The sequence below is a fragment of the Reyranella sp. CPCC 100927 genome, from assembly GCF_007859315.1.
In the GTDB taxonomy this organism is placed as follows: Bacteria; Pseudomonadota; Alphaproteobacteria; order Reyranellales; family Reyranellaceae; genus Vineibacter.
Window position 1 is genome coordinate 552,222 of the sequence record NZ_VOHA01000003.1, and the last position, 13,792, is coordinate 566,013.

The window sequence follows — 13,792 nt, forward strand, 5'->3', positions numbered from 1 at the left end:
GGCACCACTCAACCCTTGACGCCGCCGGCGCCGAAGCCGCGGGTCAGATGCTTTTGCAGGAAGGCGAAGACGATGATGATCGGCACGCTCATCATCACCGAGGCGGCCATCAGCAGCGACCACTCGATGTGGAACGACGTCACCAGCATGTTGATGACGCCTGTCGTGAGCGTGCGCGCGGTGTCCTGATTCACCAGGACCAGGGCGAAGAGATATTCATTCCACGCCAGGATGAAGGTGAACACCGCGGTCGAGATGATGCCGGGCAGCGCCTGCGGCAGGATCACGTCGACGAACGCCCCCATGCGCGAGGCACCGTCGACCATGGCGGCCGCCTCGAGGTCCTGCGGGATGCCGGCCATGAACGAGCGCAGCAGCCACAGCGCGAAGGGCAGCGCGAAGGTCGTGTAGGCGATCGTCAGGCTGAACAGCGTGTTGGCGACGCCGACCTCGACCAGCAGCAGGTAGAGCGGGATGACCAGCACGACTGATGGCAGCAGGTAGGTGAACAGCACCAGCTGTGCCAACCGCTCGCGGCCGGGATAGGCGAAGCGCGTCAGGCTGTGGGCGCCCAGCAGCGCCACGACGATCACGACCACGGTCGTGCCGACAGCCACCACCACCGAATTCGCGAAGTAGGTGGGGAAGCGCGTCTCGCGCAGCAGGCGCCGGTAGTGCTCGAACGTGATCTCGCCGGGCAGCAGGCTGGGCGGGATGCGGAACAGTTCGGTCTGCGGCTTCAGTGAGGTCACGATGGTCCACAGCAGCGGGAAGGCGACCAGCCCGACGACCGTCCAGGCGAAAAGGTTGAACAGGAAGCGCCGCATCGCTCAGTTCTCCGCCGTCCGGCCGGTGCGGAAATAGAGGACCATGAAGCCCAGCATCACGATCATCATCAGGACCGCGACGGCCGAGGCGCCGCCCATTTCGTTGAGCGCAAAGGCCTGCTTGTAGACCAGCAGCGGCAGGGTCATGGTCGATGTCACCGGGCCACCGCCGGTCATCAGGTAGATCAGGTCGAATTCCTTGAAGTCCCAGATCGCGCGCAGCAGGATCACGATGAACAGCACCTCGCGCAGCTGCGGCAGGGTGATGTCGGTGAAGCGAGCCCAGCGACCGGCGCCATCCATGGTGGCGGCTTCGTAGAGGTGGTCGGGGATGGTTTGCAGGCGCGCCAGCACGCTGATGACGACAAACGGAAAATACTTCCAGGCGCCGACCAGGATCACGCTGATCATCGCGTTGGGCATGCGGCCGAGCCAGTCGAGCGGCATCGACAACAGGCCGGTCCACATCATGGCGTGGTTCAGGATGCCGTAGAGGTCGTTGAACAGCCAGCGCCAGACCAGGACAGCGACCACCGTCGACATGAAGTAGGGGAACAGGATCAGGCTGCGCGCCAGCGAACGGAACACGATGTTCTGGTGCAGCAGCAGCGCCAGCGCGACGCCGGCCACCAGCTGCAGGACCAGCGTGCCTGCCGTCCAGATCAGGTTGACGCCGAGCGCGTTCCAGAACTCGCCCGACGCCAGCAGATCGGCATAGTTGCCCAGCCCGACCCAGCGCCCCTTCAAGGTCGGCGTGTAGATCGAGAACAGGCTGAGATAGATTGCCGACACCAAGGGATAGACGATCACGGCACAGAAGATCAGCACCGTCGGCGCGATCAGCAGCGCGCCGAGCAAGCCGTATCGGGTCGAGAGCTTCAGGCCCTGCTCGGCAGGCCGTGGCAGGGCTTCGACCGCCGTCATAGCTTCAGCCCTTGACGATCTTTTCGATGCGTTGCGCCGTTTCGCCGACGATCTTCTTCGGATCCTCGTTGTTGAGGCACACGCGCTGGACCATCTCGGCGATGACGGCGCTGTTGACGACCTCGCCGGCCTTCGCGTTGGGCTTGTGCTTGGCCGACTCGAAGCCGAGATTGAAGCCGCCGGCCGACGCTGCGGCCATGATCTTCACTTCGTTGGCGTATTTGGCGATGATCGGGTTGTCCTGGTACTTGGGATCATCGGCAATGGTCTTCAGCACCGGCAGGACGTGTCCCGGCGCGGCATGGAGCTGCTTGATGTAGCCTTCAGGCGCGTAGATGTGAGCGGCGAACTTCTTGGTCGCCCCCATGTCCTTGGCCGCCTTGGGAATGAACATGCTGGGGAAGTCGTTGAAGGTCCATGACGGCACGCTGGCCGAGATCGACGGATAGGTCGTGCAGGTGATCGAGTCCTTGATCGACGGATTCTGCGCGTTGACGTTGGCCAGCACGCGGCCAGTGTAGATGCCGGTCGCCGTCGCGCCGGACACAAAGGCCGTCAGACTCTCGCCCCAGGAATAGCTGGTGGCGCCGGGCGGGCAGAGCTCGCGCATGGATTTGTAGAATTCCAGCGCGTTGAGCGTCTCGGGACTGTCGATCGCCACCTGCAAGTCGGGGGTAAAGACCTGACCCCCTGCCAAATGGATGAAGCAGATGAAGATCAGCGTGGTCATGCTGTTGCGCGCATAGGGCAACGGTGCGCCGTAGATGCCGCCGCCTTGCATCTTGCGCGCGGCGGTGCGCAGCTCGTCCCACGTCTTGGGTGCCTCGGCGATGCCGGCCTTTTTCATCAGGTCGGTGCGTAGCCACAGCGAGTTGGCGGCGGTACCGCCGATGCCGGCGCCGGCGAAGACGCCGGGTTCGACCTCGTAGATGCGGTTGGCACCAGGGTAGAACTTCTCCGGCCCGACCATCTGGATCACGTCGTTGAAGGGTTCCAGCAGACCGCTGCGCCAGTAGTTGCCAACGGCGAACGAGGGCAGGTGCGTCACGATGTTGGGCACCTGGCCACTGGCAAAGGCGGCCGCCAACTGAGCCGCGTAGGTCTCGTCAGAGGTCGGCTCGAAGACGACCTTGATGCCGGGGTTGGCTGCCTCGAAGGTTTCGATCTGCAGCTTGTAGGCGGCGAGTTGCGCCGGGACGGACTGTGGCGACCACCAGCGCAGGGTCACGGCGCCCTGGGCCGAGGTCGCCCGCGACAGGGCGCCCGCCGTCAATGCCCCGCCCGTGACGGCCAGTGCCGACCGGCGGGTCAGGCCTGTGGGGCTGTTATTGAGGTTCCTGATCGTCATCCGTATCCTCCCGTTTGTATTTTTCTGAACATTCGTGCGGAATTATCAAAAGCATGGAGGTGCTTTGCAAGAGGATTTGTCCGTCCCAGGCGGGTCGCAAGGGACTGCCGAATGGCATTTGTTTGTCTGTAATATATTGATATTATTGAATATAATGAGATCAATTAATCTGAGGTCAACTCGAAAAATAAACAGGTGAATTGATCGTGGCTGTATCATATGCGAACATATGTGCGGAAAATGACCCGCTATCCGAGGCTGGCTTGTTCAAGGCACAATCACCAACCCTGGTGAGTAGAGAAGACAGGCGCATGTCCGACGTTGCTGTTTCAGACCAAGAAAGTGGTGATTACGTCAGTTCACTGGCCCGTGGCCTTGAGGTGATCCGGGCGTTCACGCGCTCCAAGCCCAGCATGACATTGAGCGAAGTGGCCGACCGCACCGACATGCATCGGGCCGCGGCCCGTCGGTTCCTGCTGACCCTGGTGCGGGAGGGCTACGTCGAGACCGATGGCAAATATTTCCGCCTTCGCGCGAAGATCCTGGAACTGGGCTTCTCGGCGCTGGCGTCGATGGACCTTTGGGAGATTGCCCAACCGGTCCTGAACGACCTGTCGGAGCGGCTGTCGGAATCCTGCTTTGCAGCGGTCCTTGACGGTACATCGGCCGTCTACGTGGCGCGTGCCGCGTCGAAGCGGGTGATGAATGTCGGCATCAATGTTGGCAACCGTGCGCCGGCGCACGCCGTCTCCACCGGGCGCGTATTGCTGTCGGGCCTCTCCGAGCAGGAACTCGACGACTACATCGCCAATGCCAAGCTCGAGAAGTTCACGCCCAACACGGTAACCTCGAAGGTCAAGCTGCGCGGCATCATCGAGGAGACGCGCCGCCTGGGTTGGTCGATCGTCGACCAGGAACTGGAGATCGGCCTGCGCGCCATCTCGGTGCCGATCCGCGACCGCGCCGGCAACGTCAGGGCGGCGCTGAATGTGTGCTGCCCCTCGGCGCGCGTCACGCCCGAGGAGATGCGCACCCGCGTGCTGAGCGAACTGATGGAAGCCGCCCAGCGCATCTCTCTGGCGCTGCCGGGTTAGGATTTTTCGGACCGCGGGCGTCCACGCCCGCATTCGCTTACAGCGAAGCGAAGAGCGAAGTCGGTCGGCGCGTCGCGCCGATGCGCGCGTGGACGCGCGCGGTCCGAAACGGGTTCATCCGAACCGGTCGGCTGAATAGTCGGTGATCGACATCTCCGGCGCACGGCCCAGCATGGCGTCGGCGACCAGGCGGGCGGTCAGCGGGCCGAGCGTGTAGCCGGCATCGCCCGGAATGGCGAAGAACAGCCCCGGGATGCCGGCGACGTCGCCGACCACGGGCCTGCCGTCGACACTGGTGTTGACGCCGGCCCAGGTGCGGATCAGGCGCAGGGCACCGATCTGCGGCACCACGTGCTGAGCGAGACTCAGGCTGCCGATCAGGCTCTCGATCTCGACGGTCGGATGCGCGTCGGGGCCGACGAGCGTCGCCGGCCAACCGCCGCCAATCACGACCTGGCCGGCGGCCAGCTGCTTCAGCGTGATCTGGCGGTCGGCATGTTGCACCATGTGCTTGATGAACGGCTGCGTGGCCTCGGTAATGTTCATGTGCAGCGGCTCGGCGCGTACCGGCATCGGCCGGCCCAACAGTGCCGACAGCGCACCGGCGCCGGCGCCAGCCGCGATCACGACGCGACCGGCCAGTATGGATCCGGCCGTCGTGTCGATGGCGAAGCCGGCGGCGCTGCGCACAAGCCCTGTCACGCGCGTCTCGGTGCGGTGCACGACGCCCAGCGCCAGCGCCTGGCGGCGCACGGCCTGGTTGGCAAGCAGCGGATTGATCTTGCCTTCGGTGGGGCAGAGCTCGGCGCCGACGATGGTCGGACCAAGATAGGGTGCAACGCGTTCGAGCGCGCTGCGGTCGAGCATGTCGACTTCGAGGCCCAGCTGCCGCTCGCGCCGGCACTTGGCGGCGAGGAAGTCGTACTGCTCGCGGCTCTCCGCCACCATCAGGCCGCCAGTGACGGCAAGCTCGATGTCCTCATCCAGGCGTACGGCGATGCGGCGCCAGTGCTCAACCGCGCGCGGATAGAAGGGCAGTGTCTGCTCGAAGCCCGGCACCATCTCGGGGTAGAGCCGCATGAAGCGGCTCTGCATCTGCACATGCAGGCCGCCGGCGTTGGCGATGGTGCCGGCATGGCGGCCATCGTCGAGCACGGCGACTTCGGCGCCTTCCTCGGCCAGGAACCATGCCAGGCACATGCCCACGATGCCGCCGCCGATGATGACGGTACCGATGTCCTTCGGCAGGGGCAGACGATGATCGGCCGTCATGGCGGCGGCGCCGACGCGGCGCGCACGAGATCCTTGATCGCCACAGGCTTGGCTGGTGCGCGCGGCGCGAAGAAAGCGTGCGCGTCGATCGGGCGTCCCCGGCGCTCGGCCAGCAGCGATGCGAGCAGGGGCGCGCAATAGCGACCCTGGCAGCGACCCATGCCCAGGCGTGTGCGGCGCTTGATTTCGCCGATATCAGGCGTGCCGTCGGCCATCGCTGCCTCGATCGCACCGAGCGGCACTTCTTCGCAACGGCAGATGAGGGTATCGGGCTGCGCCAGCTCGGTGTTCCAGCGCGGCGCGGCAAAAAGCTGCCAGAGCGCGGCCTGGAAGTCGCGATGCTGCGCGAGCCGGGCGCGCGCGGCCGCCACCTCGTGTGTCACGGCCGGTGGCAAGGAACGCCCCAGCGCCCGTGCCGCATCGGCGCCGGCGATCCATCCTTCCTCGCACGCGGCCTTGGCGCCACCCAGCCCGCAGCAATCGCCGACACCGTAGACGCCGGTGACGCTCGTCTCGCATTGCGCGTTGCGCGCGGTGACGAGATGGCCGCGCGTGGCGTCGAAGTCGTGACGGCAGCCGAGCGCCAGCAACAGTTCGTTCGATGGCATGAAGCCGTAACCCATCAGCACGACGTCGACGACGATGTCCCGTTCCGGCGACAGGGTTCTGTGCGCGCGCCGGCCCAAGGTTGCGCGCAGTGCGCCATCGTACGGCTCTACGCGCACCAGCCCGCGGCCGCTAAGGACAGGAATGCCCCGACGCCTGAGGGCAACAGTCATGCGCGCGCCCTGCCAGGCGAGGCGAGGCGCGTGGCGCAGCATGCGCAACACTGTCCCGGCCTGCCGCACGCCGACGGCTTCGGCCAGCTCGGCGACGGCAACCACCGTCGCGCCGGCGCGTGCGAGTTCGAGCGCGATCTGCAGATTGAGCGGGCCGTTGCCGCAGATCAGGATGCGGCGGCCGGCCAGCACGCCGTCGGTCTTCAGCAAGGTCTGCGCCGCCCCCGTCGTCATGACGCCGGGCAGCGTCCAGCCCGGAACCGGCAGGCCGCGCTCATAGGCGCCGGCGGCGACGATCAGGCGTCGAGGCTGGAACACCAGGGAGCCTTGCGGCGTCGTGGCGCCGATCGTCATCGGCGCAAAGGCGCCCCAGGCCTCGGCATTGCAGAGGATCTCGACGCCGGCGCGGCGGGCACGGGCGACGAGCCGTTGGCCTTCGTCGACCTGGGCATCGGCGACGGCGTCGCGTGGACGGCCTTCGGCGGGCTGCTTGTAGTATTGGCCGCCGGACTGCGCGCGCTCGTCAAGCAGCACCACGCCGGCGCCTGCTTCAGCGGCAGCGATGGCGGCCGACAAGCCTCCGGCACCGCCGCCGATCACGAGCACGTCCGGCTTTCGGACGGCGAGATCGGCGATTGTGATCGGTGCCAGGCTGTCGCTGTGCGCCGGCAGACGGCCGGGGAATGTCTGGCGCCGCACCGCATGCTGGCCGGTCACCTTGGTCATACAGGCGCGCCGATTGTCCGTCTCGTCCACGCGCACCAGGCAGTCGTGGCAGACGCCCATGCCGCAGAACAGGCCGCGCGAGCCGCCGCCCTTGGTGTCGCGAAACGAGTGGATGCCGGCTGCTGTCAACGCCGCGGCCAGGGACTCGCCTGAACGTGCGGCAAGGGCCTGTCCCTCGACGTCGAGAAGGATTTCATCGAGGGCGCCGCCGTTGGCCAACCGGAGGGTCACAAGTCGCTCGCCTTTCAGATAAAAATGCACGAATGTTCGATATACGAACGACAGATGGCTGTTTTTCCTCAGTGATTACTGGTCAATTCCGTCTGATCGGTCCGAAGATAGACACAAGATCATTGATATAAAACATCATTTCTCTTTTGGCAAAATCCGTACAAAAGTTATCATATCGCACAAAACGGAGGGGTGGCGCTGCGAATGACGGGGATTGGCGGATGAAAATCATGCGGATTGCCGTGTACCGGGTCGACTTGCCGCTGCGCGAGGGGACCTATAGCTGGTCCAGCGGCAAGTCGATCACGACCTATGATTCAACGATCGTCCGGATGGAGACCGACGCCGGCTTGATCGGATACGGCGAAGTCTGCCCGCTGGGGCCCGCCTACCTGCCGGCCTATGCTGCCGGCGTACGCAGTGGACTGGGCGAACTCGCACCACACCTGCTGGGCCAGGACCCGAGGCAGATCGGTGTCATCCACCGCGTGATGGACGAGCGTCTGAAGGGGCACGCCTACGTCAAGTCGGCGCTCGACATGGCGTGTTGGGATCTGCTGGGCCAAGCCGCCGGCGTGCCGGTCTCGACCCTGCTGGGCGGCTGCCAGGGCGCGGCCGTGAAGGTCTATCGCGCCATCTCGCAGGATACGCCCGAACGCATGGTGGAGCGGGTGGCGCTCTATCGGGCCGAGGGATTCCGCCATTTCCAGATCAAGGTCGGTGGCGATCCGGACCTCGATATCGCGCGCATACGCGCCGTTGCTGCACGGCTTGAACCGGGTGAAGTGCTGGTCGCCGACGCCAACACGAGCTGGCTGTCGCACCAGGCCGCGCGCGTCGTGCACGCCATCGACGACATCGATCTGTATCTCGAGCAACCGTGCCAGGACTACGGTGCGTGCCTCGATATCAGGCGGCGCACGCGCCGTCCCTTTATCCTCGATGAGAGCATCGACGGTATCACCGCTTTGCTGCGCGCCCATCGCGATCAGGCGATGGATGTCGTCAACATCAAGCTGAGCAAGGTCGGCGGCCTGCACGTGGCCCGCCAGATGCGAGACCTGTGCGTTGCCATGGGCATCGCCATGACCATCGAGGACAGTGGTGGCGGCGACATCGCGACCGCCGCGATTGCGCATCTCGCCCATTCGACGCCCGAGGCGTTGCGCTTCAGCGCCAGCGACGTCAACGGCTACATCACCGTCCGTCTTGCCGATGATGGGCCGTACCATGACCGTGGTTGGATGAAAGCGCCCGCTGCGCCTGGTCTTGGCGTGACAGTACGCCCCGATGCCCTGGGAAAACCGGTGTTTGTCGTTCGTTGAGCGTTGCCGGCACAGCGTGTTCAGCTGAAAAATCAACGTCAGGTCATACGCTCTTCTTCTCGGGCCCGGATTGCGGTGCATCGCCGTTTTGTTCGTCGGCCGAAGTGGTGCCTGGCACATACTATGCATGTGACAGAAGGCAGAACGGCCTGCATAGTGCCGCGTGGCGCGGGTTGAGTGCGAGATTGTCCAGGTCGAGTGCGTCCGGGGCCTTCAATGTTCCATTGTGCGGAGAAGACAACTGGCCCTGATGTGCCAGGCGTTGTGAGTGCACGCTTGGGTTTCGTCATCACGGCGCGTGGCGTGACATTTGTGTGGTCGCCGTGGGAATTGGGGATCACTGCAGTCTTCGCCAAAAACTGGCCTCAAAGGCGAATCATTGTCTTCGCGGAACTTCTTTCACAGCGCCGACGTTATCGCCGCGCTCCTTCGCTCCAGTCACAAATTCGCTACAGCATGCAGGGCAGGTTGGAACATCACGCCGCGCACATCCATTTTTCGCCGCTCGTCAGAGACGGCGAGGAGAGGTGCTCAAACAGACTTCACAGTTCGGCCACAGACTTCGGTCACGTGTTGGTCGTCGGATCGATACCCCGGCGTCGCGCTGGGCCGGCGTCGTGGGCTGGCATGACGCGTCGATTTGCGGACACACGACATGCGCATACGCAGGGAGCGCGCCGCAGCACGGCACTATGGGAACGATATGAGTCTTGGTCGTCTGGTTCCAATGCTTCTCGGGGCGAGCTGCCTGATGCTTTCGGCATGCGGGCTGCCCGACCTTCTCAATCAGTCCTCGCGCCCGGCGGTCAAGCCGGCCTCGACGCGTACGGCTGCGGCCGCGGCACGCAAGCCGCACGCCGAGAGTGGCAGTGCCGCCGGGCAGTCGTCGGCGAGTTCGGCCAGCCCGAAGGAACCCGAGAGCCCCAGCGCCCCGGCGGCGCGTCCGCAGCTGATCGGGCTGGGAGAAGAAGAAGTCCGCGCAAAATTAGGTGCGCCAACAACGGAGGAAGAGCGTCCACCCGGCAAGATATGGCGATATCGAAGGGGAGGATGCACCGTGAACCTTTCACTGTATCCGGATGTCCAGACCAGGAAATTCGGAACGCTGACCTATGAGGTGAAGAGCGATGACGACACCGATGAAGGAAAGCGAAACTGCCTGGCCGACCTACAGTCCCGCATCCAGGCCCGATGAGGCGGTGCGGCCCGGCGATCGCGTCAGGCTGGTATTTGTCGACGATGACGACAACTATCGCGAGGTCGCTGGCGCCGAGCTTGTCGACCACGGTTTCGACGTGGTGGCGCTGGCGGATGGCACAGCAATGCTGGACTATCTGTCGGGGGGCGGTTACGGCGACGTCATCGTGCTCGACTGGAATCTGCCGACGACGCCCGGCATCGACCTGTTGCCCAAGCTGCAGCGTCGAGGCATTCACCTGCCGATCGTCTTCCTGACCGGCCAGTCGTCGCGGGCGCATGAGAACCTCGCGCTCGAGCGGGGCGCCCTGGACTTTGTCGACAAGTCCCGTGGCGTCGGCATTCTCGCCAAACGCATCCGGCTCATCGTTGATGCTGGAAAGCAGCCGCAGGAGATGCAGGCCGAGGAGATCCAGCAGTGTGGCCGGCTGGTCTTGCGGCCTCGGGTGAGCCGCGCGTATTGGAACGATGTCGATGTCAACCTGACGCTGACCGAGTTCAATATTGTTCGTCTATTGGCATCGAGTGTCGGCGAATACGTGACGTATCGATCAGTTTATGATTGCATGCATCACGTCGGGTTCATCGCCGGGAGCGGCGAAGATGGCTACAGAACCAACGTCCGTTCTTCAATCAAACGGATACGAAACAAGTTCCGGGCCATCGACTCTGGCTTCGGCGAAATCGAGAACTTCCCTTCCTTCGGTTATCGCTGGGGCCGCGCCATCACGCCATCCGCCTGAATCCGTGTCGGGGGCGCGCCGCCTGGGCGCGTCCCTGACACTCAAGCTGATCGCCATTGTCGGTATCTTCGTCACGCTGCCGATCGTTCTCTACGGCCAGTTCGAAAGCGCCGATCGACAGACCCGTGATCTGGTCACCCGCAGTATCCAGGATCGCAGCCGGCTGATCGCACAGGCCATCACGCCAGTGCTGGCGCAGATGGCCGCGCCGTCCCAGGATGTGCTCAACGGCGAGCTCCAGAAGTATGGTGCCGACGGCACGATCCTGAAGCTGATGCTGCAGCCGGCAGCCGGGCAGGGCCAGGAGCGCGCGTTCTACTACGTCGCCTCGGCGCCCAAGGTTGCCTCGGGCCAGGTCGGAACCGAACTTGACGAGCTGGCCCAGCGCGGCATTCTCAAGCGCCTGTCGGAGTCCTGCATCTGGGATTCGCAGGGCGAGATCCGTTATCGCCAGCCCGACGGCACGGTCGAGATCCTGACGTCGCTGATTCCGATCAAGACACCGGCCGGGTGCTGGGTCTTGATTTCGACGCATGCCACATCGGAGTTCCTCAGCACGTCGATCGGCCGGCCATACTGGCAGACGCGCGAGGTGCGGGTTGCTGCCTTGATCTATCTTGTGTTGGCCCTGGTCGCCGTGCTGGTGGCAGTGAGCATTCGCCGCAGCTTGCGCCGGTTTCGCGATGTCGCGCATGAGATCCGCCAGGGCCGGATAGGCGAATATGCCTTCACCAACCGCAACGTCGTGCCGGAACTGGCCAGTGTGGCGCGGGATTTCGATCGGCTGGTCCTGGATTTGCGACGTGTCGCGCGCGACATGCGCCAGACGGCAGAGGACAACGCTCATGCCTTCAAGACACCGCTGGCGACGATACAGTCGGCGATCGAGCCGATTCGCCGGCGCCTGGCACCGGACGACGAGCGTGCGCAGCGGGCGCTTGTCATCATCGATTCCTCGATCGATCGCCTCAAGGCCATGGTCAACGCCGCGCAGCGGCTGGATATCAACACCGCCGACCTGATCGACGCCCCGCGCCGGCGCATCGACCTGACCCAGCTTGTCGGCGACACACTGGTGCACTATCGCGAGACGCTGGCCGGCCGCCAGATCCGCCTTGTTCGTCGCCTCGACGACAAGGTGATGGTACGCGCCGGCGCCGGCATGCTCGAAGTCGTGCTGCAGAACGTCTTCGACAACGCCGTCAGCTTCTCTGATGCCGGCACCACGATCATCGTGACATTGACGGCAGCGGAAGAGACCGCCGAACTGCGGGTCGAGGACGAGGGACCTGGTATCACAGCGGATAAGATCGATCGCATTTTCGAACGCTACTTCTCGTCACGGCCCAAGGTGGTGGAGCCGGTTCAAGCCCTCGCATCAGGCCAGACGGCAGCGCATGCCGGCCTCGGCCTATGGATCGTGCGACGCAATGTCGAGGCGCTGGGCGGTCGCGTCACCGCGTCCAATCGCATGGGTGGCGGCCTGTGCATCCGGATCACGCTGCCCTGCAACGGAACAGCTTGAAGGTCGCACTGACGCGGCGGGAAGATCGCGCCACGCCTGCCACCTGTTGTAGTCTTTGCACACGGTGGACCACAGGATGATCACTGGTCGCGGCAAGGGGGCGATCCTAATTCTTTGTGCACCACAGCAATCGTTGACCGGGAAGTGCACATGGATATCGTCGCCGATCTTGCCCGGTTCCGTGTTCAAGGCTCGGCGCTTATTCACCCTGTGATCCTGTCGGGTGGTTCGGGGACGCGCCTGTGGCCGCTGTCGCGCGCAGCCTATCCCAAGCAGCTGCTACCCTTGATGAGCGAGCGCACCATGCTGCAGGAGACGGCATTGCGCGGCCTGAGCGATGTCGGCTTCGCGGCGCCCGTGGTGATCTGTAACGACGAGCATCGCTTCTTGATCGACGAGCAGCTGCGCCAGGTCAGCGTGGTGCCGCAACAGGTGATCCTCGAGCCGGTGGCACGCAACACCGGGCCGGCCGTTGCCGTGGCGGCGCTGTGGCTGATCGCGCGCGATCCCGACGCATTGCTGCTGGTGCAGCCGTCCGATCATGTCATCGGCTCGGTGGCGCGTTTCCACGAGGCCGTTGCGCGTGGTGCCGGCGCGGCGCAGGCCGGCAAGCTGGTGACCTTCGGCATCAAGCCTGATCGCCCCGATACCGGCTACGGCTACATCCAGATCGGTGCCGCCGTCGACGGCGCCGATGGCGTCTTTGTCGTCGATCGCTTTGTCGAGAAGCCCGATCGGCCGACGGCCGAGCGTTTCGTCGAAAGCGACGTCTTTTCGTGGAACAGCGGCATCTTCCTGTTGAGCGCCCGCCATTTCCTGGAGGACCTCGGTCGCCTCAACCCTGGAATGCTGGCGGCCTGCGAACGCGCCGTTCACAGCGGGGTGGAGGATCTCGGCTTCTTCCGGCTCGACGCCTCGGCACTGGCGCAGGCACCGTCGCTGTCGATCGATCGTGCGGTGATGGAGCACACCGACCGCGCCGCCGTGGTGCCCGTCGACATGGCGTGGAGCGACCTGGGCTCTTGGCGCGCCTTGCAGGAACTGGGCGATCACGATGCCGACGGCAACGTGGTGCACGGCGACGTGATGCTCGATCGGGTGCGCAACTCCTACATTCGCACCGACGGCAAGCTGGTAGCGGCGATCGATCTTGATGACGTCGTCGTCGTGTGCACCGACGATGCGGTCCTGGTGGCGCAGGCCGGATCGGCGGCCGAAGTCTCCGGCATCGTCGAGCGGCTGCGGCGCAGCAATCGGCCGGAGCCGATCCAGCACGCCACGACGCATCGACCCTGGGGATACTACCGTACCGTCGATGCCGGCGACCGGTTCCAGGTGAAGCGCATCATGGTCAAGCCGGGCGCCAAGCTCAGCCTGCAGATGCACTTCCATCGGGCCGAGCATTGGGTCGTGGTGCAGGGGACAGCCATGGTCCAGCGTGGCGACGAGCGAACGCTCGTGCGCGAGAACGAGTCGATCTACATCCCGATCGGCACCGAGCATCGCCTGGAGAACCCCGGCAAACTGCCGTTGCACCTGATCGAAGTGCAGTCGGGGCCATATCTCGGCGAAGATGACATCGTGCGGATCGCAGACAATTACGGTCGCACGTGAGGCTTCGAGGATAAAGGGTTGGGGCGTTTGCAAGAGGGTCCGGGCGGCGCGCGATCGTCGGCTTGGCCGGCTGCTTTCATGGCTTTTCCGTGGCCGCTCAACGCCCTCGTTTTGGTCACAACATCGGTGTGCGCTTTGTTGTTACAGAAAAAGGCGTACCACGTGCGATTGCTGGGAGGCGTCTGTC

11 protein-coding genes are annotated in these 13,792 nt (G+C 64.5%); 6 read left to right on the forward strand and 5 right to left on the reverse strand.

Annotation, left to right across the window (positions count from 1 at the left end):
• Nucleotides 1-8: 8 nt before the first annotated feature.
• The 3 genes from FQU96_RS11940 to FQU96_RS11950 are packed head-to-tail and all read right to left on the reverse strand — an operon-like array spanning nt 9 to nt 3,099.
• Complete coding sequence (locus FQU96_RS11940; protein WP_146541412.1) at nt 9-827, reverse strand: carbohydrate ABC transporter permease; 819 nt, start codon at nt 825-827, stop codon at nt 9-11.
• 3 nt (nt 828-830) lie between these two features.
• Nucleotides 831-1,751: a carbohydrate ABC transporter permease gene (locus FQU96_RS11945; RefSeq protein WP_146541414.1), complete on the reverse strand. Its 921-nt coding sequence runs from the start codon at nt 1,749-1,751 to the stop codon at nt 831-833.
• A 4-nt stretch (nt 1,752-1,755) separates the two neighbouring features.
• Entirely contained in the window at nt 1,756-3,099 is a 1,344-nt protein-coding gene (locus tag FQU96_RS11950; RefSeq protein ID WP_146541416.1) for an ABC transporter substrate-binding protein, read from the reverse strand.
• A gap of 311 nt (nt 3,100-3,410) precedes the next feature.
• Between FQU96_RS11950 and FQU96_RS11955 the strand changes: the two genes are divergently transcribed.
• Nucleotides 3,411-4,193, forward strand: a complete 783-nt coding sequence (locus FQU96_RS11955) for an IclR family transcriptional regulator C-terminal domain-containing protein (protein WP_146541418.1) — start codon at nt 3,411-3,413, stop codon at nt 4,191-4,193.
• Nucleotides 4,194-4,307: 114 nt separating this feature from the next.
• Here the strand turns inward: FQU96_RS11955 and FQU96_RS11960 are convergent, their stop codons facing one another.
• Nucleotides 4,308-5,465, reverse strand: coding sequence for an FAD-binding oxidoreductase (locus FQU96_RS11960; protein ID WP_146541420.1), 1,158 nt, complete (start codon nt 5,463-5,465; stop codon nt 4,308-4,310).
• Complete coding sequence (locus FQU96_RS11965) at nt 5,462-7,201, reverse strand: FAD-dependent oxidoreductase (RefSeq protein WP_146541421.1); 1,740 nt, start codon at nt 7,199-7,201, stop codon at nt 5,462-5,464. The genes FQU96_RS11960 and FQU96_RS11965 overlap by 4 nt, the downstream gene beginning before the upstream one ends.
• Before the next feature lie 230 nt (nt 7,202-7,431).
• On the opposite strand from FQU96_RS11965, the gene FQU96_RS11970 reads away from it, so the two are divergent.
• From FQU96_RS11970 to FQU96_RS11990, 5 genes are all read left to right on the forward strand, one after another.
• Entirely contained in the window at nt 7,432-8,526 is a 1,095-nt protein-coding gene (locus FQU96_RS11970; RefSeq protein WP_370461365.1) for a cis-3-hydroxy-L-proline dehydratase, read from the forward strand.
• Nucleotides 8,527-9,229: 703 nt separating this feature from the next.
• Complete coding sequence (locus FQU96_RS11975) at nt 9,230-9,721, forward strand: hypothetical protein (protein ID WP_146541425.1); 492 nt, start codon at nt 9,230-9,232, stop codon at nt 9,719-9,721.
• Nucleotides 9,654-10,466, forward strand: a complete 813-nt coding sequence (locus FQU96_RS11980) for a response regulator transcription factor (RefSeq protein ID WP_146541427.1) — start codon at nt 9,654-9,656, stop codon at nt 10,464-10,466. Before FQU96_RS11975 ends, FQU96_RS11980 begins: the two co-directional genes overlap by 68 nt.
• 4 nt (nt 10,467-10,470) lie before the next feature.
• Nucleotides 10,471-11,991, forward strand: a complete 1,521-nt coding sequence (locus FQU96_RS11985; RefSeq protein WP_178130462.1) for a HAMP domain-containing sensor histidine kinase — start codon at nt 10,471-10,473, stop codon at nt 11,989-11,991.
• Between the two features lie 150 nt (nt 11,992-12,141).
• Entirely contained in the window at nt 12,142-13,605 is a 1,464-nt protein-coding gene (locus FQU96_RS11990; RefSeq protein ID WP_146541431.1) for a mannose-1-phosphate guanylyltransferase/mannose-6-phosphate isomerase, read from the forward strand.
• Nucleotides 13,606-13,792 lie beyond the last annotated feature (187 nt).

Coding starts and splice junctions, on each gene's coding strand:
- FQU96_RS11940 (WP_146541412.1), bottom strand. CDS start 827: ATGCGGCGCTTCCTGTTCAACCTTTTCGCCTGGACGGTCGTCGGGCTG.
- FQU96_RS11945 (WP_146541414.1), bottom strand. CDS start 1,751: ATGACGGCGGTCGAAGCCCTGCCACGGCCTGCCGAGCAGGGCCTGAAG.
- FQU96_RS11950 (WP_146541416.1), bottom strand. CDS start 3,099: ATGACGATCAGGAACCTCAATAACAGCCCCACAGGCCTGACCCGCCGG.
- FQU96_RS11955 (WP_146541418.1), top strand. CDS start 3,411: ATGTCCGACGTTGCTGTTTCAGACCAAGAAAGTGGTGATTACGTCAGT.
- FQU96_RS11960 (WP_146541420.1), bottom strand. CDS start 5,465: ATGACGGCCGATCATCGTCTGCCCCTGCCGAAGGACATCGGTACCGTC.
- FQU96_RS11970 (WP_370461365.1), top strand. CDS start 7,432: ATGCGGATTGCCGTGTACCGGGTCGACTTGCCGCTGCGCGAGGGGACC.
- FQU96_RS11975 (WP_146541425.1), top strand. CDS start 9,230: ATGAGTCTTGGTCGTCTGGTTCCAATGCTTCTCGGGGCGAGCTGCCTG.
- FQU96_RS11980 (WP_146541427.1), top strand. CDS start 9,654: ATGACGACACCGATGAAGGAAAGCGAAACTGCCTGGCCGACCTACAGT.
- FQU96_RS11990 (WP_146541431.1), top strand. CDS start 12,142: ATGGATATCGTCGCCGATCTTGCCCGGTTCCGTGTTCAAGGCTCGGCG.